Annotated in this window: 20 protein-coding genes; 11 read left to right on the forward strand and 9 right to left on the reverse strand. The window is 38.7% G+C overall.

Annotation, left to right across the window (positions count from 1 at the left end; translation table 11 throughout):
• Positions 1-118: 118 nt before the first annotated feature.
• The 6 genes from PSH41_RS01420 to mads1 are packed head-to-tail and all read right to left on the reverse strand — an operon-like array spanning position 119 to position 7,726.
• Entirely contained in the window at positions 119-952 is an 834-nt protein-coding gene (locus PSH41_RS01420; protein ID WP_273588654.1) for an ATP F0F1 synthase synthase, read from the reverse strand.
• Entirely contained in the window at positions 952-1,509 is a 558-nt protein-coding gene (locus PSH41_RS01425) for a hypothetical protein (RefSeq protein ID WP_273588655.1), read from the reverse strand. The genes PSH41_RS01420 and PSH41_RS01425 overlap by 1 nt, the downstream gene beginning before the upstream one ends.
• Positions 1,506-2,783 (reverse strand): restriction endonuclease subunit S, encoded by a 1,278-nt coding sequence (locus PSH41_RS01430; protein WP_273588656.1) that lies wholly within the window; start codon positions 2,781-2,783, stop codon positions 1,506-1,508. Before PSH41_RS01430 ends, PSH41_RS01425 begins: the two co-directional genes overlap by 4 nt.
• On the reverse strand, positions 2,773-4,410 hold the full coding sequence (locus PSH41_RS01435; RefSeq protein ID WP_273588657.1) for an HsdM family class I SAM-dependent methyltransferase: 1,638 nt from the start codon (positions 4,408-4,410) through the stop codon (positions 2,773-2,775). The genes PSH41_RS01430 and PSH41_RS01435 overlap by 11 nt, the downstream gene beginning before the upstream one ends.
• A gap of 32 nt (positions 4,411-4,442) precedes the next feature.
• Positions 4,443-7,544, reverse strand: coding sequence for a type I restriction endonuclease subunit R (locus PSH41_RS01440; protein WP_273588658.1), 3,102 nt, complete (start codon positions 7,542-7,544; stop codon positions 4,443-4,445).
• Between the two features lie 8 nt (positions 7,545-7,552).
• Entirely contained in the window at positions 7,553-7,726 is a 174-nt protein-coding gene (gene mads1, locus PSH41_RS01445) for a methylation-associated defense system helix-turn-helix domain-containing protein MAD1 (RefSeq protein ID WP_058428373.1), read from the reverse strand.
• A gap of 434 nt (positions 7,727-8,160) precedes the next feature.
• Here mads1 and PSH41_RS01450 point away from each other — a divergent pair, with 434 nt between their 5' ends.
• The 8 genes from PSH41_RS01450 (at position 8,161) to PSH41_RS01485 (ending at position 17,681) form a co-directional block, all read left to right on the forward strand.
• Complete coding sequence (locus tag PSH41_RS01450) at positions 8,161-9,039, forward strand: TnsA endonuclease N-terminal domain-containing protein (protein WP_273588659.1); 879 nt, start codon at positions 8,161-8,163, stop codon at positions 9,037-9,039.
• Positions 9,036-11,234, forward strand: coding sequence for a hypothetical protein (locus tag PSH41_RS01455; protein ID WP_273588660.1), 2,199 nt, complete (start codon positions 9,036-9,038; stop codon positions 11,232-11,234). Before PSH41_RS01450 ends, PSH41_RS01455 begins: the two co-directional genes overlap by 4 nt.
• 12 nt (positions 11,235-11,246) lie before the next feature.
• Positions 11,247-12,665 carry an AAA family ATPase gene (locus PSH41_RS01460; protein ID WP_273588661.1) on the forward strand — a complete coding sequence of 473 codons (1,419 nt, stop codon included), beginning with the start codon at positions 11,247-11,249 and terminating at the stop codon, positions 12,663-12,665.
• A complete protein-coding gene (locus PSH41_RS01465) occupies positions 12,658-13,647 on the forward strand; it encodes a TniQ family protein (RefSeq protein ID WP_273588662.1) in 990 nt (329 codons plus the stop codon). Before PSH41_RS01460 ends, PSH41_RS01465 begins: the two co-directional genes overlap by 8 nt.
• On the forward strand, positions 13,572-15,071 hold the full coding sequence (locus tag PSH41_RS01470; RefSeq protein WP_273588663.1) for a TnsD family Tn7-like transposition protein: 1,500 nt from the start codon (positions 13,572-13,574) through the stop codon (positions 15,069-15,071). Before PSH41_RS01465 ends, PSH41_RS01470 begins: the two co-directional genes overlap by 76 nt.
• 516 nt (positions 15,072-15,587) lie before the next feature.
• Positions 15,588-15,731, forward strand: coding sequence for a hypothetical protein (locus PSH41_RS01475; RefSeq protein ID WP_273588664.1), 144 nt, complete (start codon positions 15,588-15,590; stop codon positions 15,729-15,731).
• Between the two features lie 190 nt (positions 15,732-15,921).
• Positions 15,922-16,050 carry a hypothetical protein gene (locus PSH41_RS01480; protein ID WP_016898921.1) on the forward strand — a complete coding sequence of 43 codons (129 nt, stop codon included), beginning with the start codon at positions 15,922-15,924 and terminating at the stop codon, positions 16,048-16,050.
• A gap of 32 nt (positions 16,051-16,082) precedes the next feature.
• The gene (locus tag PSH41_RS01485; RefSeq protein WP_273588665.1) at positions 16,083-17,681 is read left to right on the forward strand and encodes a hypothetical protein; all 1,599 of its coding nucleotides are present in this window, start codon (positions 16,083-16,085) and stop codon (positions 17,679-17,681) included.
• Between the two features lie 367 nt (positions 17,682-18,048).
• On the opposite strand, the gene PSH41_RS01490 is transcribed toward PSH41_RS01485, so the two are convergent.
• Positions 18,049-19,128, reverse strand: a complete 1,080-nt coding sequence (locus tag PSH41_RS01490; RefSeq protein ID WP_273588666.1) for a protein kinase — start codon at positions 19,126-19,128, stop codon at positions 18,049-18,051.
• Entirely contained in the window at positions 19,121-19,585 is a 465-nt protein-coding gene (locus PSH41_RS01495) for a hypothetical protein (protein WP_273588667.1), read from the reverse strand. The genes PSH41_RS01490 and PSH41_RS01495 overlap by 8 nt, the downstream gene beginning before the upstream one ends.
• A 650-nt stretch (positions 19,586-20,235) precedes the next feature.
• Between PSH41_RS01495 and PSH41_RS01500 the strand changes: the two genes are divergently transcribed.
• Positions 20,236-20,931: a hypothetical protein gene (locus PSH41_RS01500; RefSeq protein WP_273588668.1), complete on the forward strand. Its 696-nt coding sequence runs from the start codon at positions 20,236-20,238 to the stop codon at positions 20,929-20,931.
• A gap of 177 nt (positions 20,932-21,108) precedes the next feature.
• On the opposite strand, the gene PSH41_RS01505 is transcribed toward PSH41_RS01500, so the two are convergent.
• On the reverse strand, positions 21,109-21,417 hold the full coding sequence (locus PSH41_RS01505; RefSeq protein WP_004587588.1) for a hypothetical protein: 309 nt from the start codon (positions 21,415-21,417) through the stop codon (positions 21,109-21,111).
• A gap of 437 nt (positions 21,418-21,854) precedes the next feature.
• On the opposite strand from PSH41_RS01505, the gene PSH41_RS01510 reads away from it, so the two are divergent.
• Together PSH41_RS01510 and PSH41_RS01515 are read left to right on the forward strand one after the other, a co-directional pair.
• Entirely contained in the window at positions 21,855-23,087 is a 1,233-nt protein-coding gene (locus tag PSH41_RS01510; protein ID WP_273588669.1) for a Vgb family protein, read from the forward strand.
• Between the two features lie 212 nt (positions 23,088-23,299).
• Complete coding sequence (locus PSH41_RS01515; RefSeq protein WP_273588670.1) at positions 23,300-23,794, forward strand: general stress protein; 495 nt, start codon at positions 23,300-23,302, stop codon at positions 23,792-23,794.
• The last annotated feature ends 57 nt before the right edge of the window (positions 23,795-23,851 follow it).

The raw sequence follows: 23,851 nt of genomic DNA on the forward strand, positions 1-23,851 counted from the left end.
ATAAAGAATGCAACTATCGGAATTAAGTTTGCAACTAAAATAAAGTTTGCAACCGATAGTTGAATTTTAAGGTCGGTAAAAATGAAAATGCGAACCAGAAATGGTTCGCTTTTTTTGTTTACATAGTTTTTACTGAATTTGCTAGTCGTTTTTCATTTCCAAAGGGCGTGGTATAAAAGCGTTGTTCAATGCCGTACACCAGTAACTTCAAGTCTTCATCAGTTGATATTTCAAACTTTTTATTTTTTTGATCGTAATTAAGTTTTTGCTCACAGTACCCATCTATGTAGTCAAGCATGTTGTTTTTATCATCGACTGACATACCATCAAGAGTTTTCATTGCAAGTCCAATACGCTTGCGATTCGGTTTAGAAACTTTTTCTACGCTGTAGTTATTACTCAGCTCTATAAAGGACTCATCCAAGAACTGCTCTACTTCTACTTTTGTTGCTTCCTTATATAGTTCATCAATCCCTTTGAAGATACTTGATATTGTCGCGAGATTTTTGAATATTAAAGTGTCAGCTATTTTGAAATACACCGCATCCGGCAAAGCGTTAATCACTAAGCGTGTTTGGCTGTTTTCCAGCTCTGCTGCTTCACCAAATACCAGTGTTTTACGCTTAACAAAAAGGCTTGGAGTAATTTTTTGAAAATAAAAATCCTCACCCTGGACAGCAAATAAATAGGCAATTTTTGAAAAGTTTTCTTTGGTTAAATCATCGTAATCTTTTGAGTCGTATACCTTCTTCAAAAGGTCAATACAGAACGCTTGGTTGCTAAAGCCTTCAATTTTAAACCATGCATCTTCATCGAGGTTATGGTCTGGGTTGTATGGCACACAGGCAGTTAAATCGACGGTAACTGGATCAAAAAGAGGTTGATCAGAAACCAATTTGAAAATGCGTTTTTTTGCTCTTGTTTTTATGTGTGCCAGTATATGGTCCATCATTATTCTCGCTCGATAAAGGTGTAATTGTTAATGCGGTAAGCCAAGGGTATTTGAATATCATCAGGCTTTTTATAGCGCTCTTTACTAATCAGAAAAATTGCAGTGCCGTTTTTGGTAGTGATGTTGTAAAACTCATAACCAAACAACAAAAACAGTGGATTAAAGTAGAGTGCCTGCGAAAGAAAGGTGAATACGAACAACATCCCATAGACAAACCACAAGGTCTCGCAGTTATTAATGCTCAACGCCACAAAAAAGTAGCCCAAATAACTGGGTAGAAAACTGTTGTTGGCATGTTCAATACTGGCGACTTCACCCGCTTTAAACTCGTCTTTACCTAAATATTTACTTAGCCAAATACTCAAGCCGGTGGATAAAATGGGTATGGCCAAGTAAAACAAATAAGACACTGCGTTCGGAAGTGCGACTGTCCAACCTAGATAATTTACACCACCGAGAAAATCGCCCAGAGTGATGCCTTTTTGTACCAAAAAGATAATCACCAGTAGTGATGTGGCATTGGCGGTGAGTAGGACCCGAAACGCAGCATTGATCATTTTACTGTTACCTGACCGTTCATTAGCATCGGGAGTAGCCAATCTCGGAGTTTGGCTAATTGTTCATTTTCTTTTTCGATATTATCTTGCTGACTAAAAATTGGCTTAGCTTTCTTGGTGAACGTATCGGATAAAGTCACACTAGGTAAAACAACCTTAACAGTCTTCAATGTACCACCTGAAACCTCTTTAAACGTTGATCCCGAAGCATACTGAGTAATTGCTTTAAGAGAGTTTTTCACCGTGTAATAGATGAACTCTGATGAGTATCCTTTGTTCGGTATAAAAGACTTAAACCCCTGATTCGTTGTTACTTCATTTCTTGATATTGCCATATAGCCAATTGGCGCTCTTGAACTAAGCAAAACCGTACCTGCGGGGTACTTTTTCAACGACGCGCTTTTGATACCCTCAGCAGAGACATCTTGACCACCTCGGGAAATGAATTTGTTGCCTTGATTATTAGATAGATCATTAGGCGTTATCCAAGGTGTACCATCAGACGAGAAATTTTCAGGGTCTTGTGTCGAAGGTGTACTTCCTCCAACAATTTGACCAAGTTCTTCTAATGTTCCTGCTTCCCAGCCCGCCGGTATTTCCCGCTTGAGAGTTGAGTTGTAGACCATTTTGCCGCCGGAGGTTTTGTAGGGCTTGCCTTGGCCTTGTGGTGAGCTGTCGGGGAAGTCGAACTGTACAAACCAGTAGTCGTACAGGGTTTTAGCCATGGCTTCCAGCTCAGCGTTGATGCGGTTATTGAGTTCGATTTTTTTGTCTAAGCTATACAAAAGCGAAGCTAGCTTGGATTGCTTTGCAAAAGGGATTTCATTAGATACTGGAAAATTACGAAGATCATTTAAAAGCAAGTTAGGCTGAGCAGATCCAACAGCCGCCTTTTTCAATGATTTTACGCTTGCTAACAAGTAGTAATATAAAAACTTACCATCTATTTTTTTTAAATCAGGCTTAATAATAGCGACACTTTTCTGAAAAGTAATTCTGCTCACTTCTGGCCAATCTTCTACATAAAGCATTTTCCCAATAGTGTGTCCACTATTGGCTAACAAAATATCTCCAGGCTCTAACTTTGTTCGTTTATGTGTATCAAGAAAATCTTTTTTTGTAATTTGTCGGGCACAGGAGAGATTTATTCCATAGCTATCTAGATCTTTAACACTTACGAAATAGAAACCTGAGCCTGTCTCATTTTTACAATCACCGTGTTTGCCGTCTGTAATATTCAATGTAACACTAGATAGAGAGCTGCTATTTGACATAATCAATACTCTCTAAGCATTTTTTAATTTCAGTTTCTAACTCATGAGCTTGACTAAATAAGCTATTTAAATTGCTTGCAAAGCCCTGCATTTTCTCAGAAAACAGTTCTGGAGTAATATCCACATATTCAATTTTGACATCGAAGTACTGGCCTGCACTTAACGAGTAATTTTTAGCTTCGATTTCGTCATAACTCACCGCAACTGAAAAATCTTCAACTGCTTCTTTAGCGTTAAAGACATCAATAATTTGTTGTTCTTCTTCGGTGGTTAATACGGTTTTTTGGTTTTTACCGTCTTTCACTTTCTCGCCTAAGTTGGAGGCATCTACCAGTACTACATCACCATCGTTGCTGGCGTCGATAAATAGAATTGATACGTTAGTGCCTGTGGTGGCGAAAATATTGGATGGCATAGAGACCACGCCCGCCAGCATTTTATTTTTCACTAAATGCTCACGGATTTTTTTATCAATACCCGATTGCGCAGTAATAAAGCCGGTTGGTACTACCACTGCCGCTTTACCGTTAGGTTTAAGCGAAGCAATGATGTGTTGTAAAAATAGCGAGTAAATTGCCATTTTATCTTTGGCTTTAGCTGGTGTTTTAGGAATACCAGCAAAAAAGCGTTCTTTGTTCTCTTTACTGTCTAGCTCATCTCTAAAGTCGCTGAAGTCGAGCTTAAATGGCGGGTTTGAAACTATATAATCAAAGCGTTTTAACTCTTTACCGTCTTTGTGATAAGGGTGCCAAACGGTATTGCCCTGGATCACATTCGGGATTGAGTGCACCAAATTATTTAAGATCAGGTTTAAACGCAGCAGGTTGGATGATTTTTGTGATATATCTTGCGTGTAAATGCTACAGCGGTTTTCACCAATGGCGTGCGCAACGTTCATTAACAAAGTGCCAGACCCTGCCGATGGGTCGTAACAACTGACATTACGCACTGTGCCACGTTGTTCTTTCGGTACTAAGATTTCCGCCATAATGCGAGCTACTGCATGAGGGGTAAAATACTCGGCGTATTTACCGCCAGAATTGCTGTTATAGTCTTTGATCAGGTATTCAAAGATGGTGGCGTAGAAGTCGAATTTTTGAGTGAAAATACGCTCAAAACTGAACTCCACTAATTTATTGATAATGGCGCGGCAGAAGGCATCGCGTTTTGAATCGTCAGCAATGTATTGGCTGATTCGGTCGAACAGCACCACTTTTGCGCCGCCATCGGTTTTTACTGCAAACACATCGTTATTGGTAATGGCAATGTCGATAAGGGTATCGTCAAACAGCTTGGCAAAGTCTGGGGCGTTTTGCTGGCTAAACAGGTAGCTAATAAAGTGCTGTGGCTTTAGCCGTGCGGTGTCACCACCCATTTGCAGTTGTAGCATGTCGAGGTCGTCCTCGCTCATTCCAACTAAAACTTCTTCCCACTTATCAGCTTTGGCAATGTTGCCGTCGATTTTTTTAGCTTCAAAGGCAAATTTATCGTTTAAAAACTTGTACAAAAAGGTTTGGGTAATAATTTTAAATTCGTTACCGTCGTTACCTAAACCATAGTTTGCACAGATATTTTTTAAGCTATCAATCAAGGTTTTGGTTTTTTGCTGAAATTCTAATTCAACCATTGGGTTTTTATTTCCTAATCAGTTTACAGGCACTACCATGCTTGGCTGCCTGTATTAAATTCTTTTAAATATTCCGCGACGACCAGGTGGTTAATATACCTTGAGGCGTCAGCGTTGAGTTTGATGTTTTGTTCTTTCATAAAGCGCGCTATTACCAGCGGCATCATTTGTCGCTCAAAGTAACTTTCGTTATCCAATACATGGCTGTTGTTGAGCACTTGCTCGTCGGCATCTTGCTTCACGCCTGCTAATGCCTCGAATATTTTTCGCTCACTGTCTGAAATATCCCCACGTTCTTGCAAGCGCTTATGAATACGAGTGTATTTAGCATCACCTAGATACTTTTGTCGCAGCTGGTTGTTTTGGCGGTTGAGCTCTTTCACACGGTCGTGAATTTTATTCAGCGCGTCGATGTTTGCAACCATTTCGTCCTGAGTGACTTCGCTGAGGTTTTTCTTCTTAAACAAGCGCTCTAGTTCTTCTTTCAAGCTAATAAACTGTGGATCTTGCTGATCAAAGTTGCTTGCTAGTGCTTCACGGGTTTGGCGCAAGGTATTTTTCAACTTGTCGGCCAAGACCAGTTCTTCTTCTCCGATTTTGGTGAATGTAAAGATTACATCCTCTAGAGCTCTATTGAGTAAGTTACCAATGTCAGCACCATCTTGTATTGAGTTGGCAAGGTTCAGCATATCTAATCTATCGCTGGTAACTCGAAATAGCACATTGAGCTTGGCAAAATCCAGCTCATCCAGAAAATCATACTCACCTTGCAAGCGGATCAAGTTATACAAGCTCCGAGCATCGGCTAAGGCTTTTTTGAGTGCCAGCACGGTATCGCGGTCTTGTATTTGGCTGATCTGATTGCAGAATTCTTCCATGTTCTCAGTATCAAAGCGGAACAAAACATCTTTGATATGTTCGATTTCTTGTTTGATCTCTTCTTGAGATTTAAACAGGTGTGAGTAGTGCTCTAGCTCATCGCCAAGTTCCGACTGTAATTCGTCGAAATAGGCCTTGTTAGTGGCATCAAATTCTTTACGAATATCAGCAAAATCCACCACATAACCGTAGCGGAAATCTTTGTAAGTTCGGTTTACTCGCGTGAGCGCTTGCAGCAAGTTGTGCTTGCGGATCACCCGGCCAAGGTAGAGCTTTTTCAGGCGTTTGGCGTCAAAACCGGTGAGTAGCATGTTGTACACAAACAAAAAGTCGATTTTGCCTGCCTTGAAGTCTTCTACCCAGTTTTTGCGCTCTTCCTTTGTACCGATATCGTGCAGGATCAAGGCGGCGTTTTTTACCTTTTGGGCTTGTTTGGCAGACTCTGCATAACTGGTTGGCGCAGGCTCAGTGACTTCGAGTAGCTGGCTATTTGAATTGGATGTTTTCGGCAGAATAGGTGCATCGGCATAAACGCCATTAAAAATGTCAAACATCTGCTTGGCTTGATCTGAGCTGTCGCAAATGACCATGCCACCAATGGTTGCATCGTTTAATGCGCCACGGCTTTTTTCAAAATCACTTACTATGTAGCTCAGCATTGGCTCAACAAAGCTTGGGTGGGCGTAAATCAGTTTGCGATCCACATCGCCCATTTTCACTTCGGCTTCTTCGAGGGCTTTTTGCAATTCAATTTTGTATTGGGTGCTGATCTCCTCACGGATTAAACGCAAGGTGTAACCGTCGGCAATGGACGCGTTGTAGTAGTACTTGTGAATGTAGTCACCAAACAAGGCGCGTGAGTTGTAGTCATCTCCCAATAGCGGCGTACCAGTTAGGCCAATTTTAATGGCGTTGCTGTCTGACTGGCTTAAGTTGGCTAAAAAACTCCCTTTGGGGTTATAGCTGCGGTGAACTTCGTCTAAAAAATACACCCGCTGTATCGCGACGTTGTAGTCTTTGGTGCTGACCACATCTGGGTCATCTTTGAACTTTTGAATATTCACCACGGTGATTTCTGGCTTGCCAGAATGGTTGTGGATCACCTGTGTGGCTTTAATATCACGGGTAAAGGCATCCCGTGAGTTGATGGTGTGTACGGTTAAACCACGGGCGGTAAATTCGCGCTGTGCTTGTTGCAGCAGGTCTAGGCGATCAACAATAAAGTAAAACTTAGGGATGACTTGCTGCTTTTGGAAGTAATCGGTTAAAAAGCGCACGTTATAAAACGTTAGGGCAGTTTTACCACTGCCTTGGGTGTGCCAAATGATGCCTTTTTTCACGCCCTCACTGAGCTTGCGTTCAATGGCTTTGGTGGCAAACAACTGCGGGTAACGCATGATGTGTTTTTGTAGTCCGTCAGATTCCGACACATACGCCAAGGCGTAACGCAATATGAAGGCTAAGCGCTCACGGATTAGTAACGAAGTACAAATGCGATTTGTTGGTCGTTCTGGCTGTTTGTTTGTCTGAAATTCTGGATTGCTACGAATAACTTCAAGATTGTTGTCTTTCAAGACTTTTAGTTCGTCGTCATCAGATACTGACTTGAGTAATGCGGTAAGGTTAAGTATTTCTTCTTCGCGAAAATAATTAAATATCGGTTTATGGTAAGAACTACTGGCGTAGAAGGCACCTTGTACTGGTTCTGGGTTGCCGTCGTCGTACTCCATGTTGTTGGAGAAAATCATAAATTGGGTGATGTTGGCAAAGCGCTTGAATTTAGGGTTTTGAAAGCGTTTGTTGATACGGTCACGCTCGGCCAGAACGCCTTCGCGGTTATTGGGCTTTTTCACCTCAATAAACACAAGTGGCATGCCATTTATTAGTAAAGTTATGTCTGGTCGGAATTCTTCATCACCGTTCTGGCAAGTCAGTTCAGTTACAACATGAAAAGTATTGTTGTCGAAGTTTTCAAAATCGATCAACTTTGTATTTGAACGCTCAGATAGGCGTTTAAAAAAGGCTTTGCCTAGGTCTTCGTTATCAAGTAATAGCTTTACATCGTCAAATAACCTGCCTGCCTCGGCGTTTTCAATGCCGGGATTAATTTTACAAATAGCAGTTCTAAATAAATCAGGGAATATATTAGTGTCGATATCCCAGCTCTGCCCCTTAAGTGAAAGGTACTGATAGCCAAGACGCATTAAATGTAAAATTGCTGGAATTTTTACGCGAGAATCTTCATTAAACTTCATAACATTCCTTATTTTTGTTTTTGTTCTTCAATCCATTGCTCTAAATCTACGCGTTTAAAGCGCCAACTTCCACCCACCTTAAAGCCGGGTAATTTGCCTTCGCTTGCAAGACGGTATGCTGTCTTTTCATTTAGCTTTAAGTACGTAGCGACCTCTTGAATGGTCAAAATATCATCGGCCATGTTTAATCTTTGCATTTTAACAAGTTGATAGTATGAGAAACTTGAGGAATTAGCAATTGATCGCAGGCGATCTTACTTTGTTATTTTGTTGTATTTTTGAGCGGTTAAAAATTATTTTATAAAATATTTAGTCAATTTTGATCATGCCTTAAAAATATTTTTTTATCTTGCGTTGAAATATTTCAATTTTTAAAGCCCCAAAATCCCTCACAACAAAATCATTGTTTCCATTTCCAATTCAAAAACTTATTTTTAGTCAAAAAGCTTACGTTGATTTAATTCAATTTTTACTTACACAGTTTTGATGTTATACAAGGTTGCTATTGCAAAACAAAAATGTTGTTTTTCATGTGGTTATGGTTTTTAGGTGGGTTGATCAAAGTTTGATCTACAGGCAAGATATTGTTCCCTACTGAATCAATTGCAGGATGCATATGAAATTTAAAGAGGTTACCGCTACACCAAAAGCTATGGAAAAGTTAAACCGGTGGAAGCGTGACATACAAAGTTTAACATCGGAGAGTTATCGACCGTATTTAACGGTAAAAGCTGTAAATCAATATGGCCGTAGGCATTGGATCTTTTGCAATGTACAGAAGCGTCATGCTCATTTGTTGAGTGATGGTGAATTACGGATGTACAAAAAATTGATTTGGGCCAGAGGTACTAAGCGTGTATTTGAGCAGTATGCACTCGATTTAAATGAAACTTTAAATATTGCAGTCGCGGGTAATTTAATTCACCCACGCAATTGGGAGACCTCGGAGGCATATGTGATGACAACAGATTTTTTGGTTCAACATCAAGACATAGAAAACCCGAGTCGCATAATAACGACGGCATATAGCTTTAAATATGCTTCTCAAATTTACGTGGTGGATGAGGAAGGGGTTGAGCTGGAGGGCTCGATACAAGGCGAAGAAAGAAAGCTGCTACAGCGCAAGAATGCTCGAACTTGGCAGAAATTTGCTATTGAACGAGAATATTGGCGACGCCGTGGCATCAAGTATCAAATTGTTACGGAATTGGATGCGACGAAGGAAGAGTTCAATAACATCCGCTTCTGTGAGCCTGCTGGCTTTATGAAGTTTGAGGATGAGTTGGTTAGAACATTCGTGTTTACTTTTTGCCACGTATGGCAAAGGTACTTCATGAAACCACTTGAGTTTTTACTGTTACTTACAAGCCAGCAACTAAATTGCTCTGATGAGCAAGTTATTCGGCTTTTTCAATTTAGTGTACTCAAGCATTTTCTTCCGCTTAAGCATAGCAGTACGTTACAGTTCCATCGTCCTGTGGAGCTTACCTTATGATGCTAAAAATGGGTACGCGCCTGACTAACGATAAAAAGAATATTGATCTTCTTGTTTGTCACGTTAGTTTTGGTCGGCAGTATACTGCTTTGTATGATCTAAATGGTTTTGACCCAAAAAAGAACCTTTCTAAACCTGAAGCATGGCGTATGGATGATGTATTGGCACATATAACTAGCCACTCATTAAAAGTAGAGCGTTTTGACTACCCGGTTGTTATGACTAGAAGTGATGACTGGATTGCTACTGAAATGGGTAAAGGTGCCTGGCTTGATAAACGTGACTATAAATTTAGGAAAATCGAAAGTCTTGTTAGTCCCGATAAAATTGAGCAGTACTTGTATGGCAAGGGGCTAGCGGCTGAAATAAAGCCACTTCTCGGAAAGGATAAGTGGAAAGGGAAAGCATCATTTCATTCTGCGATTAATAGATACATCATTTTTGGCTGTACCAAAAACTCATTGTTGCCATTTGGCTTGATGCAATGTGGCTCAAACTACCGTCATGTTAAAGACTTGAGTGACTCCCAGATTAAGCGTGGTCCAAACGGTAAGAACGGTAAAGTTAAAGTTCGTTCAAACGCACGGTGTGTAAATGATGTTGATAAATTAAACATCAAAAAAACTGCTGCTTTTATCAAATCTAATCACGTTAACTTTTCTATTGCGTTTGCTTATCGGCTATATCACAGGACATTTGAACGCTATGTAATCGAGAGAGAGACGACATTAGGTACTCAACGTATCTTTAACCCATTTCCTGAGGAAGACCGAATTAGTGATGGTATGTTTCGCTATCACTTTAAAAAAATTATTGATAAAGCATCACTTCTTCGTTTGAAACATGGTGATGTTAACTTCGCCAAAGACTTTGAGGATAGACAAGGCAAGTCTTTTGATGGGGTACTTGGCGCCACACAGCGCTATGAAGTAGATGCAACCATTCTTGATTGTTATGTGCGTTACCCTTTTGATACGAGTAAGCGCTATTCAATGGGGCGTCCTGTCTTGTACCTAGTGGTGGATGTTTATTCAACCATGATTGTTGGGATGTATTTGGGTTTTGATGGTCCCAATTGGCAAGGGGTATCCCAGGCGCTAGCAAATGCATGTTTAGATAAAGTTGAATTTGCTAAACGTTTTGGTGTTCTTTTAGATGAGAATGATTGGCCCGCTAAACATGTGCCAATTGAATTAGCAATAGACAATGGACCTGAGTATAGGAAGACCTTTATTGATGCTCTTTTAAACGCGAGAATTGGTATTGAAGATGTTGCGTTTATGGCTATTTATCGCGGTGATGCTAAAGGAGTGGTTGAGCGCAAATTTGGTACTGTTAATGATCAAGTTATTAAGTTTGTTCCTGGTGCATTAGCAGATCTAGCAAAACGTGAAGATAGCCATGCATCTAATAATGCGTTGTACGATTATGACTCATTAATGCAAGTGTTAATCGCAGAAATTTGCTACCACAACAATTCAGCAGATCGTCTCAAGCGACTTAACTTCAAAGGCCTTGTAAATGGTACGGGCTTTACGCCGAAAGCGATTTTTTTAAATAGCTTAGAAGACATGGAAAAGGTCGGGCGATTAAACCCTGGAGTAAGTGAAGCTAAAATTCGGTGGGCATTTTTGCCTGAAGAGCGTGCGACGGTAACTTCTAGCAGTATACGTTTTGAAGGGGTCGAATACCATCACCCCTATTTCAAATCTAGTGGTGGCTATGCTAGAGCTAGGCATCATGGCACATTCAACATATTAGTCAAAAGGATGTACGACAATATCAATGAGCTGTTACATGAAACCGACGATGGTCAGATCGTTAAGTTACGCCTTAAAAATATCAATAACGAAAATCCTTTAGCAAGTCAGCATTGGGAGCAGGTAATGCACTTGATGGAGCAAGAAAAAGATATGCTTCACGAGCATAAGCAAAATGCTCTGATCACACGTTCATATTGGGATTCTGTTACTGATCTTACTACTGCACAACAAGAGGCTGAGCGCTCGCTCGCACCTAAAAATAAACATAAATCTATCCAACCAGGCATTAAAGCTCGTCAACAAATTCATAAGCTTGTGCTAAGAGCTCAAGCGAATCAACAGTTGGATAATACATTTGGTACTGGAACCGACTTAGAGTCAATGAAGCCCGCCGTCATGGATGACTTAGACGACGAATTGTATGGAGATTAATGGAGTAATCTTATGAAAAAAGAAGCGATATATCGAAAACACCCGCTTGATAGCTTAAATGGAAATCCTCTTACCGAAGCTATTGAAGTAATAGCCCACGAAGATGAGCTGAATAAAAAGCTTACTTTCATACCTACTTTTGAAAAGAACTTAACTGATATACCAGCTGTATATCAGCAGGTATTTCTAGAGCGCTTAGAAAAGGTTCACGTTCCAGCGCCATACTTATATGGAATGTATAACAAGTTTGTAGGGCTAATTTTAGATGGATATTCTAAGTACACGCCACATTCTGCGGAAACTAACAAATTGCAAATGGCAATCGCCTTGGCAGCTAGAAAGGGAGAGCGATTAGAAGAGGAATTTATTTCTCGAACAACCGCGCCAAGTGTATTTGTTCATGGTCATAGTGGTGTTGGTAAGACGAAAGGAATTCGCAGTGTTCTGAAAGTGATCCCACAAGTGATCAAACACAACAAGTTTGAGGACAAAATTTTCCGGCAAGATCAGCTCGTTTGGATATCGCTTGATATGCCATCGACTCCATCAACCAAGGGATTGGCGCTCAATTTCTTTAACGCTGTTGATGAAGCCCTCGATACAGATTTTTATGAACAGTGGAAAGATAAATCGCATTACTCTGTAGAGCGCCATTTAAGTCAAATGCAGTCAATTGCTGTAGCACATCATTTGGGGCTGGCTCATATTGATGAATTGCAGTTCATGTTGAAATACAAAAATAATAAAAATGCGCCATCCTTCACTACGATTGAAGCTTTGTTTAACAAGTTGGGTATTCCTATTGTTCTTTCATCAACAACATCTGGTAGGGAGATGTTTTTATCTGATACTAAAAGCCCAGATTTTACGATCACACGCAGACTGTTGACCAACCGTGAATATCAGTTTTCTTTGTACGGGGTAAAGAGTAAGTTTTTTAACTCTCTCTTTGATGCATTATTCCCTGAATCATTTTGTAAGAGTAGCGAAATGCCAGATAAGCAGTTCAAACAAGTTTTTTGTCATTTAACGTGTGGTCTGCCTGCAATGATGACGAGGTTGGCGATACTGCATCATGAGTCAATTACAATGTTGAAGAATAAATACCCCGATAAAGCCGATGCATATCGCACGGGTGACGTGGAGAGGTTACATAAGACGTATAATAATCAATTCTCTTTGATTGCTGGCGCTTTAGATAATCTAAGAGCGGGAAATATTCAACAGTTTGATGAGGATGTGAACAAACTGGATGAAAAAGAGCATGTTTTAACAAACGAAGAAGTAAAGTTAGCTGCAAAAGCTAAGCGCAAAAAAGTACAAAAGTTATTACCTGACGTAGTGCCAGACCCATTAGGTATACCTCGTGTGTGTATGGACATTGATTCTAAAGATATGCTCAATTTCATTAAGGAGGGTTACGATGAGTAAAGTATCATTTATGCCAACCCCTTTTGATGGCGAGCACTTTGCGGGAGTGGTATCCCGTAAGGCAACCCTTTTAGATAGTAGTAACCCTAAGCTGGTGTTTGAACGCATGCTTTCAGAGGATGGCTCTTTGAGCAATCAACGAATCTATCATCCGTTAATTGATATAGCTGCGAATGCGTATGAGGGGAGTATAACCAGAGAATATCTGTTAAGAAAACATTCATTGTTTCCTTATTATTCACCTTCGATGCATTTTCGTGATGTTGATAAGATCATTAATAAACGGATCAGGAAAGGAGGCCTTTGGAAGCGCTGCGAATTTATTGAGCAAGTACCATCCTTATCGGCTCCATTATGCAGAACATTGTCGTTTTCTTTAGCTTGGCGATGGTGCCCATTATGCGCTATTGAAGATGAAAAACGTGTAGGTACTTCCTATTGGCACGTTGAACACCAGTTACCTTCGATGATCACTTGTTCAAAGCATGCTTGCGAATTGCTTGAAAGCTGCAATACCTGTGGATTTTCTAGCATAGACATAAGAATTATGGCGACGCCACCAACCACCAATAAATGTACTAAATGTGGTGCTATTCATAGGGCAAGTTACGTAGATTTAAATGGGCATATTACATGGGTACAGCAAGCGAGTATGGATTTATTAAATTCACCTGGAATGCTTTCTAAACCATACTTTGAACACGTAATGAAACGAGGTATTCAAAGTGGCTTTTCTAATTTAAACGGAGGGAGAATACGAGAGCAAGTATTTGTGGCAGCGAGACTTCAGCAAGACTTTGTAGCGTGGTTTTTTGAACATGGCTTTGAACGCTTTTTTCATGAGCCTGAAGTTGTAATCAATTACAAAACGTTAAGTCTCGAAAAGGCGTTACGAAACGTAAATGGGTGGCATCCATTGTTTGTATTGATGTGGCTGCGCTTTTTGGCGGTAGAATGGCCTTCGTTAGAAATTGCAGCTTAAGTGCGCTGCTACCCAATGAGACTATTTACAGTTGGCTCGCTAGAGCAGGGCTAATAAGCGGTTTAGCTACGGATCATGACTTTTTGCTGGTTAGGTTGGGATATACTGGCCAGCAATTAACATCCATATTCCCATCTTTTATTGTTCCAGTTTCAGAAAGTGTGAGCTTGGGCATTGACGAATTAATCGTGAAACACACAGTTTTGCCATTTTTTAAGCCTTTTATACAAAGTGATGTCTTCCAAGAAGCTTTTACTAAAATGCTTAAGGGATCATGCACTGATGCGTACAGTCAATTCTCGCTACTGGCTAATCGAATACCAGAACCGACAGTCCTATGTTATTGCCCGCAGTGTGCCGCCCAAGACATCAAAAACGTAGGTGTGGCGTATTGGCATGTTGCCCATCAATTACCTTGGATTAACTACTGTCCATTTCATTTAATAAAGCTAGAAGCAATAAAACGTGAAAGGAAATTGCTCGTATTGCCGCCTCAGGTTGTAAGTGAGGGCAAAGGTTTAACACAGGCAAGCCTAAAGCAGGCAAGACTTGCTCAAGATGCGTATGTACTTTGGTCTTTAAATTTAGGGGCCATCGATTCAGATGTTTTGAGAAAGGTTTATTTACATGGGTTAAATGCGAATAATCTCGTATGTAATTATGGGTCTGTCAGGCAAGAAAAATGGCAAACAAGCCTTAAGGAGTACTGGGTAAATGAGCTGCCTAAAGGGCTTTTTGATGCGGTTTTTGGGGGGAGTAAAAGCAATAGCTACCCATCAAACTTTATTTATCAATCCCACGCACAGTTTCACTCATTAAAACACCTACTCGTGATACAGCATTTATTTGGCAGTTTGTCAGAGTTTTTGAAGTGTTGCTCTAATCCGAATCAATTAAACGAGAGGCCAGATCATTTAATTAATGATGCGTTTGAACGAGTTAATCCAGAAAAAACAGATTTACTTTTAAAGCAGTTAAGAAATGGTATGAGTATGCGTCAAGCTGCTAAGCGAGCAAATGTTAGTGTGGGGTATGCTAAATCTGTAGCTATACAAAATAACATACTAATACAGCGTAGAGCACAGTTCCTATTTGCGACAGAGCGTAAGCAAATTCTTTCTAGGCTAAGAACTGGCGAACTTACAACTTCAATTGCCAAAGAGATGGAATGCTCGCAAAGTGCTGTTGAACAGTTATTGACTCAGTTTCCTGATATTAAAGAATTACGTATCCAGCTTCGATTTGAAAAGCAACGCAACACGCATCGCTCAATATTACATGAATGTTTGGATAGAACAAAAGCGCCTACTCGTGGAGAGATTCAAGCATTATGTAGAAGTTCTTACACGTGGCTTTTTAAACATGATAAGGAATGGCTGTATGAAACTTTACCGCCTGCAATACCAAGAAATAGACGTAGATGATATTAGGATGAAGCCTTAATTTGGTTAAATACTGTAATGGAGCCTTGTTCGCGATCAGGATGAAGCCTTAACCCGGTTAAATACGTAATGAAGCCTTGTTTGCGATCAGGATGAAGCCTTAATTTGGCTAAGTACTGCAATGAAGCCTTGTTTACGATCAGGATGAAGCATTAATTTAGTTAAATACTGTAATGAAGCCTTGTTCGCGATCAGGATGAAGCCTTAATTTGGTTAAATCCTTTAATGAAGCCTTGTTCGCGATCAGGATGAAGCCTTAATCCAGTTAAGTACTGTAATGAAGCCTTGTTTGCGATCAGGATGAAGCCTGAATTCGATTAAATACTGCAATGAAGCCTTGTTTACGATTAGGATGAAGCCTTAATTCGGTTAAGTACTGCAATGAAGCCTTGTTTACGATTAGGGTGAAGCCTTAATTTGGTTAAATACTGTAATGAAGCCTTAACTTCAATAAAAATATTATGGGAAAGTATATAGATGAAGGTATAAAACATTACGATGAGATTTGACCTGGGAGAAAACCATATGTCTATGGACATTATTGATGACTTACTTTTTGAGGCCTGCCCTGATGGTATTTTTGTTAGTTACTCAGGGTATTGGCTAGACAGAACTATAAGTCCGCAGGAGTGCTTAGACTGAAGACATTTAAAGGAGTCAATAATAGGATAAATAATTATTTTATCTCCAAATTATAAGCAGTTAAGCTAATTACCATTTTTTGTTTCCAAAATGCCTGAAGTCAGAATTAAATGGCAAAGTTATAGTTTTACTTGAAGCAATGGCAGAGCTGTTGGTTCTTTATTACTAATTAACTATTGAGGATATTATTATGGCAAAATCTAATTCATCAAAACCCGCTTCTAGTCATCCAGGCCCTGGTGGTAACTGGCCATCTACTACAGGCAATAAATCAGGTGGAGATAGAGGTAATGCTGCTCCTAAAAGTGGCAAAAAATAATAAGGAATGGGCCCTTGAGGCCCTTTATTTAGATGGAAAATAATAAAGCTACATTCCCGACTATCGGTGAGCTCGTTCGTGAGATTTTTAATATTACTGGGCTTCTGGCACAAAAGGATAGAAGTAATTCATTCTTGAGCGAGAGTAACAAGAAAAAGCTGCAAACTAAGTTAAAACGTTTGGCTGACGAAAGCTCGAAAATTGATGGTAAGCTCGACGAATTACTTGATTCACTTAGATTATTGCTTGAAAGTGCTTTAGGTGAAGAGAGAGTTATTTTTATGGTATTGGAAGCTGTTGAAGATCTGCTCGTCACTTATAAAAGTGTTTTAGCTGATGATGGTACATATCTCAATAAAAGAAACTCTTCAAAATGGTTTATCCAACAATATTTATTAGATCGGGTTTTACTTTCTTTTTACAAGAACTACTTAAAAATAAATGTGCCAGCCTCAAAACTCAATCTACCAAACTTAAAAGTATGGGCTTTGCCCGATATTGAAGGGCAAAATATTAACTGGCCATTAAGGAAAGCATGGCAACTCATTTATGAGTCTTTATCTATTAGCCAATCATCATTTCACTACCCTGATAAAAGTGTGGATGATTACAGAGCAAATCAGAACTTAGAAAATGCTCAGCATTGGAGCACAACTGATCAAATTCCAAGCATTAGTTCACTGTTTAACAATTTGGAATATTCATTGTCATTGCTGGAATGTCCTTCAAATGGCTCTTTGAGAAGGTTACTTAGTAAATCAGAAAAGCAGCGCTTAAAAATAATCTTATTTATTGGGCGGGTTTCTTCTTATTGTTTCAGAGAACTGGAAAGTAATTTTGGCCGTGAATTTTTAATTAGCTGCATTGATCATGTTAAAGGCCAATCTGGTAGGTTATACCGCATAAATTCAAAGTTAGATAAATCAATAAATGGTTTAAAAAAATCTATCGGTTTAACTAGTGAAGTTGATATTAATCGGCTTTATTTCTATGAGGTTTCTAGGTATTGGGAGCATTATGCATTAGCTATTGGGCACGGTACTGAGGTATTACAAAGTTATATAGTGCATGAATCTTTTCAAGAATTAAACAAAATAGAAAAGGCTAAATTAGTTTTAGCTCATGTTGGCTCTTTTACTGGTCACCAAGTACTAACACAACTGGCATTAACTCCAGCTATAAAAGAGATACCATCAAAATTTATTGAGTTGCTTAGTGAAGGTATGTTACTAAAGAATAATTATGATTCTTTGGATAACGTCGATAAATATCATAATAAATTGAAGCAAGCTGAGCTTGATAATATTTTGGGGTGGTTATGTAATTGGTGCTATGCAAATTATTACTACCATCATAAATCGTTCGAAAAATCTTATATATATTATGAGCAAGCGTTTAATCAGGCTAAGTATAGTGCTGGTCGGAATCAATATCTGCTTGTTAACCAGTACATAGAGTCATGCGCTAAAAATGGTAAATTTAAAGAAATGAAAAAAGCAGTGGCTTGGGCACAATATTTGGGTATCGAAGTAAGGTGGTTGAGAGGTTGGGATGACCCAGAGTCAGAAGGTAATTTGAAAAGTTTGTACAATTTAATGGGTAATCATAATATGCAGTACGCTCAACTATAAATTTTGTTGTATTCATAAGTTATCGAATGTTAGTTGCAAACTTTATTTAGAGCGAGTGCGAGGTAGAGAAATAGATTAACGCTATAGTTGCATTTTTTATTTGAAAAAAGCCCAACCTAACTTATTGAGTTATAATATGTGTCAGTTGCAAACTATATTCAACAACCACAGTTGAGTGTAGATCTCGAATAAAGAATGCAACTATCGGAATTAAGTTTGCAACTCAAATAAAGTTTGCAACAGATAGTTGAATTCTGAGGTCAGTAAAAATAAAAAAGCGAACCAGAGATGGTTCGCTTTTATGTATTTTTATACTGAAGAATCTGTAGCTAGCGCTAGTAATCAAATAATAGTTATGAGGAACTACCTAAATTATATCATCTAATGGGCTATGATTAGGATCAAAACCATCGTTGTGAATTACACGCTTGATAAATTCAACTTCAGTAAACTCATCACTCCTATGAATCAGCCAACTGAAAAGTCTAACTATACTGTGAATTTCAGGTCGATTTTCACCTCTCCATGACAATAGATGTTGCATTATCAAATGGGGACCATCATCAAGTTCTTGCAATTTACTTTTTACATTAGGGGGCAGTTTAGAGTGTTGTCGCAATTCTGTTACATCTCTAATGTCGTTTAAGTCAAAAGGCATTTCACCAAAAATTACATTATATGCAAAAATACCAAACGCCCAAGTGTCATAATTTTTAGTTGCAGAACCATGTTCTAAAAAGTCTGGGGGCATTGAAATAAATGAGGTTAATAAACGCTTATTATTATCCTGAAAAACTAGCTGTTCATTAACATCACGTTCAATCCCATAGGCATATGAATCTTCGAAATTATTTGACTGACAATTCCCCAAATCTAAGAATTTTACTCTTGGATCATTTTCTGTTCTATCTCTATCATATTTAGGCATTTTAAAGTCATCCAAAAGTAAGATGTTTTTTGGATGCAAATCTCTATGCGAATACCCACTCTGATTAAAGTAACTTAACCCCGAAGCAAGTCTGTACAATAAAAGATATTTATCTTTTAACGAGTAACTTTGAGGATTAATCTCCGATAGTAATTCTCCTTTCTCGAATGCATAGCCAAAGCAAAAAACGGAACCGCCAACTAGCTCTTTCAAAGGCATTACAATTTTAGGTAGAGGATAGCTACTATCTGGGCCATAAAGGTGAGGGTATTCCTTATCAGGAATTAAACCAAAATTTTTATTCATCTTGTTTTCAGATAGAACTGAATACTCTAATCTAAAACGTTCTAATTCGATGTCATTTCTTGGGGATATAAGAAATTTTATAACTATTTTGTTTTTTCCATCCGAATATAAACTGCTTAATGCGGAGGCTCCTCCTAAGGAACTTTCGAATTTGTAGTTGTCAATTTTCAATAAATTAAGTTGAGAGAGTAATGCGTAGTTTGAATCAGTCAATGTTCTTGACCTTGTACTGCTCACAAAACAACATAATTTCTCCAATAAAGCTTGAAGGTATTTCATTAATATTTTTCACCAATTTATAGTTCACAAGGCTAAGCTTTTCGGCGATATCAAATATATAATCTCTCTTGATATCAAACGCTTCTTTAGGAATAAGATCTAAGAAGTCACTTACTTCGTCACTATAAATTATTTTATTAGTATCACCGATTAAACTTATTTCTAAAAGTGAACCTCCAGATTCAAAATGGCTAGATGCGTATTCTCTGCAAGGAGTGCAAAATATAGTTTGGCTTCTAGCACGGATGCCAAAATTATTTTTAAACCAATTATCAGCAGCTTCATGTATGTATGAAGGCGTAGTTTTTGGTACTCTTGGGCGTTTTAAGTATTCATTTTTGTAAATGCCATCTTCAATATAGTGGCTTGTTCCTCTGTATAAAAGAATCATCTTTCCCTGTTTTAAAGTAGTTTTATATCCGAGATTTGATTTAGATTAATGTTAAATTCTTTAAGCTACTGAGTGCCTTCAACTGGGGGAACCTTCCCTGTGGTTAGTATGAAATCTATTTACATTATGCAAAAGAAAAAGGTCTAACATTAAGTTATAAAATGATTGAAAAGTGGGTACTTGCCCCACCTTTTTAAAGTTTTATTAGTTAGAAATTATATTTGATTCACAAATTAACATAAAAAGGTTATAGGCTGTACTAGAGTACACATTAGCGTTCAGTCTTGGCAAACTAAAAAGTTAAACTCGTGCTGGTTGTATTCCTTATAACTTTCTTCTGAGCTAAGTACAGTCGCATTGCAGGGCTTCCTAACTTTCACTAAACAGTTTCTAATTTGATTGCCGCATAATGCGTCGCACGTTTTAATTTCGTCATTTTTTCACCCAAATTTGTATGCTTATTAGCATAACATTTATTTCTTAATGGGTGGCCAAATTAACTATGCCACTACATACTGAAAAAATTTGAAAACGTTAGTGTCAGTGAACAAGATATTTTAGATGTTTTTTCAAATTCAGCGGCTAAAGTTTCTTCATCCAAACACAATGACAAAGCTCATGAAGAGATATCAGATAGAACTTCTTTAATATTGAAAGAAGGGAATATTTATAGTTATATTCATAAGTCTGTATTAGAGTTTCACGCAGCAGTTTTTATTCAAAAAAATAAAAACATAGATAACAAAAAAAAGATATATCAGTACTTGGCTGATAATTACGACACTAAATATGAAGGTATGCTTAGGTATTTATATGAAATAGATACGCCGCACTTTAATGAGCACTTTTCATTATATCAATTAAATAAAAGCGGAATTCTCAGTGAGTTGAAAAATGTTAGCTTTTCAGAAGTTTTCCTTGAAGCTAATGATATACCAGAATTTTATCAATTTACTATAGCGGACGACACTAACGAGGCAAGCTCAGTCAAGGCTATTAGTTATAATGATGACTCAAATAAAATGGAACAAGCTAAAAGGGTTAAATCCCTTATGTCTATCTTGAATATTGACTTTTACTCAAAAGGAGTTATACCTCAAGAAGTTATTGATTTGAATGAACTATACTTAACACGAGATGTTCATGAATTTCTACGTTCTGATTTTGAGAGGGAAAGGCATAAAGCTCCTCAGAAAGTTATCCGTTTTTCTACTAGACCTTATTTGAGAGAGTCATGTGAAATATGGGGTGAAGCTCAAACTGTATTTGAAAATATCCTTAAAGTTTGCGCAGTAACAATAGCGCAAGAAAAAAAAGAAAATGAATTAGATGATATATTAGATTAATGACAATAACACTCGGAAGGGTCAGGTCTTTCTTTTTGTCTTTTGTGATTAAGAAAAAATGCAAAACCTGCCCCAGTAACTCCATTTTAAAAAAAGGGCATTGTTATTGCCCTTTTTTACGCGCTTAAACTTATTTTTATAAATTATAGCGCTGCAAAGTTTTGCTCTAGCCCTTCTTTAGTCATCAGGCCCTTTTAAAGTAAACACTAAATGTTTACGCATATCTTTTAAAATCACGCCTTTTTTAAGCATTGCGGCGCTTAAGCGCTTTTGCCATTTTAATAAATCAGGCTCTGCGGCTGCTAAAGCTTGTTCGTTTTCAAACTGAAAACAAAGCAGTAGTGAACTTGGAAATAAGTGATACTCCACATCAAACCAGCACTGCAACATACCAGGGATTTCTTCGCGCCCTTGTGCTTCTAGTTTATCGGCAACGTTAAGCACAAGTGCTTGTTGTTTTACTTGCACTGCAGAGAGTTTTTTCATTAATTAAATCCAAATTAGCGGCTAATACATACAGCCAGAATGCGGGCATTATACGCAAGCTTGTAGCTGTGCAACAACCGTAGGTTGGTTTGAGCAGCGCGAAACCCAGCGCACAGCCAATGTAACAATCACAATAAATAAAAATGCTATTACTTGTAGGCGCTTAGCTTGCTAGCGCGTTGGGCGAAAGCGCGAACTATTTGGTTTAATATGAAGTGGCAGTTTGTTTTCGTTTTTTAAGCAGGAAAACGTACCTAAATTACTATTACCCCCTCAAATAACGATTTCCACACCGAAAATAAAAACGACACTATTTTGCTAAAAGCTAAAAGCTAAAAGCTAAAAGCTAAAAGCTAAAAGCTAAAAGCTAAAAGCTAAAAGTGCTCATATAGTAAACACTTTCGCCCTATGCTTTAATATTAAAAAGGGAGGGCGTTATGCGTAAAAATCTATTTTTATTTAATAAACACGTTGTGGCAACGGTTGCGCTAGGGGTTTTGGTTGCGCCGTTACCTGTATTGAGTAACGAGCCTGGGGTATTAGTTGAGCAGCTTTGTGCTAGTTGCCATAGTTTAAACAACCTTGAGCGCAGTGCGGGTTATAGCCAAGCGGATTGGCAAACACTCATAAGCTATATGGTTGATACCGGCGAGGGTACTGCGCTTAGTAAAGATATTATCGCGTATTTGGCCAAGCATTACCCTGTTAATAATAAGCGCGAGTCAACGGTGGTTAAAGGCGATTTAAAACTAAGCTTTAAATACTGGCAAGTGCCTACGCTTGGGCAACGCGCTCGCGACCCTGTGCAAGGTGAAAACGGGCTTATTTGGTGGGTTGGCCAGTGGGGCAATATTTTAGGTAGATTAAACCCTGAAACCGGTGAAATGAAAGAGTACACTTTGCCAAGTGGTACGTATGCGCACAGTGTATCGCTTGATAAAAACCAAACCCCTTGGTTTTTAGGCAATAAAAATGGAACGGTTGGGTATTTAGATTTAAAAACCGAAAAATTTAAAGTGTATAAAATGCCTGATAAAAACGCCCGTGACCCACATACAGGCGTGTTTGATGATGCGGGTATATTTTGGTTTACCCTGCAGCACAGCAACATGATTGGCAGGCTAAACCCTAAAAGCGGTGATATTAAACTGGCTACTTTACCCACTAAAGGCTCGCGGCCTTATGGTATAAAGCTTGATTCTAGTGGGACGCCGTGGGTGTCGTGTAATGGCAGTAACTGTTTGGTTAAAGTTGATAAAAACACCATGGAGCTTAGCGAAATAAAACTCCCAGGTGCTAAAACACATACTAGGCGCCTTGCTATTACGCCTGATGATATGGTGTTTTATGTAAACTCTGGTATGGGTAAACTTGGCCGCTATAACCCCAAAAACGGTAAAATAACGCAGTGGGATAACCCAAGCGGTAAAAACAGCCACCCGTATGCCATTGAATATGCCGATAATGCTATTTGGTTTAATGAGTCGGCTAAGCGCCCCGAAACGCTGGTTAGGTTTGATTTAAAAACTCAAACCATGCAAAGCTGGCAAATTCCCAGTAAAGAAGGGGTTTACTCTGGCTTAATTAGGCACATGCGTATGGGCAATAACGGCTTAATTATTCATCAAACGGCTACTAATCAATTAGCCGAAATTACGTGGTCTAAGTAATTGAGTTTATTAACGCGTTATATAAAAGCGCTTAGCGTTAGTGCATTTATTTATGTGGTAGGAGTTTTTTACAACGGTTAGCAATATTTACTGTGTAAATGAAAGCAGTAGTTTGGGTTTGTGATTTAACTTATTGATTAATAGTAATAATTTAAGTGGTTTGGGTTTTGCTTAGTAATAGCTGTATTTTTTAAATAAATAAAGGAGTTATTATGAGCACGGTTATTACTGGGTTATTTGAAAGCGCATCACAAGCAACACTGGCTATTTATAGATTAGAAGCGTTAGGTATTAATGAAGCTGATATAAGCATTGTAGCCAATGACTCATACGCAAAGGAAGACTTTGCCTTAGATGAGAGAACCAAAGCGGCTGAAGGCGGCATTGTTGGTGCAGCGTCTGGTGGTATTATAGCTGCAATTGTTGGCGGTTTTACTGCCGTAGGTACCGTGGCAACCGGTGGTACAGGTTTATTAGTAGCTGGCCCATTAGTGGCTGCATTTGCAGCGGGCGGTGCAGGTGCTGCCGTTGGCGGAAGTTTAGGCGCTGCTATTGGTGCATTTATTCCTGAGCACGAAGTTAAATTTTACGAAGACGCCATTGAAAAAGGCTCTATATTAATTGGTGTTAAGTACAACAGCGATAACAAAAGCGCGATTGAAGAAATACTTAAAAATGCAGGCGCGAGTAGTGTGTCTACCGCGTAAAGCTAATTAGTTTAAAGTAATAAAAAAGGTGAAACTTAGTTTCACCTTTTTTATGCT

The organism is Pseudoalteromonas sp. CST2, from assembly GCF_028599385.1.
In the GTDB taxonomy this organism is placed as follows: domain Bacteria; phylum Pseudomonadota; class Gammaproteobacteria; order Enterobacterales; family Alteromonadaceae; genus Pseudoalteromonas; species Pseudoalteromonas atlantica.

Excerpts from the sequence above, each read along its gene's own strand:
- PSH41_RS01450 (WP_273588659.1), top strand. The coding sequence starts at position 8,161 with ATGAAATTTAAAGAGGTTACCGCTACACCAAAAGCTATGGAAAAGTTA.
- PSH41_RS01505 (WP_004587588.1), bottom strand. The coding sequence starts at position 21,417 with ATGAAAAAACTCTCTGCAGTGCAAGTAAAACAACAAGCACTTGTGCTT.
- PSH41_RS01485 (WP_273588665.1), top strand. The coding sequence starts at position 16,083 with ATGGAAAATAATAAAGCTACATTCCCGACTATCGGTGAGCTCGTTCGT.
- PSH41_RS01460 (WP_273588661.1), top strand. The coding sequence starts at position 11,247 with ATGAAAAAAGAAGCGATATATCGAAAACACCCGCTTGATAGCTTAAAT.
- PSH41_RS01465 (WP_273588662.1), top strand. The coding sequence starts at position 12,658 with ATGAGTAAAGTATCATTTATGCCAACCCCTTTTGATGGCGAGCACTTT.
- PSH41_RS01435 (WP_273588657.1), bottom strand. The coding sequence starts at position 4,410 with ATGGTTGAATTAGAATTTCAGCAAAAAACCAAAACCTTGATTGATAGC.
- PSH41_RS01510 (WP_273588669.1), top strand. The coding sequence starts at position 21,855 with ATGCGTAAAAATCTATTTTTATTTAATAAACACGTTGTGGCAACGGTT.
- PSH41_RS01440 (WP_273588658.1), bottom strand. The coding sequence starts at position 7,544 with ATGAAGTTTAATGAAGATTCTCGCGTAAAAATTCCAGCAATTTTACAT.
- PSH41_RS01495 (WP_273588667.1), bottom strand. The coding sequence starts at position 19,585 with ATGATTCTTTTATACAGAGGAACAAGCCACTATATTGAAGATGGCATT.
- PSH41_RS01515 (WP_273588670.1), top strand. The coding sequence starts at position 23,300 with ATGAGCACGGTTATTACTGGGTTATTTGAAAGCGCATCACAAGCAACA.
- PSH41_RS01420 (WP_273588654.1), bottom strand. The coding sequence starts at position 952 with ATGATGGACCATATACTGGCACACATAAAAACAAGAGCAAAAAAACGC.
- PSH41_RS01475 (WP_273588664.1), top strand. The coding sequence starts at position 15,588 with ATGAGATTTGACCTGGGAGAAAACCATATGTCTATGGACATTATTGAT.
- PSH41_RS01480 (WP_016898921.1), top strand. The coding sequence starts at position 15,922 with ATGGCAAAATCTAATTCATCAAAACCCGCTTCTAGTCATCCAGGCCCT.
- PSH41_RS01430 (WP_273588656.1), bottom strand. The coding sequence starts at position 2,783 with ATGTCAAATAGCAGCTCTCTATCTAGTGTTACATTGAATATTACAGAC.
- PSH41_RS01455 (WP_273588660.1), top strand. The coding sequence starts at position 9,036 with ATGATGCTAAAAATGGGTACGCGCCTGACTAACGATAAAAAGAATATT.
- PSH41_RS01425 (WP_273588655.1), bottom strand. The coding sequence starts at position 1,509 with ATGATCAATGCTGCGTTTCGGGTCCTACTCACCGCCAATGCCACATCA.
- mads1 (WP_058428373.1), bottom strand. The coding sequence starts at position 7,726 with ATGGCCGATGATATTTTGACCATTCAAGAGGTCGCTACGTACTTAAAG.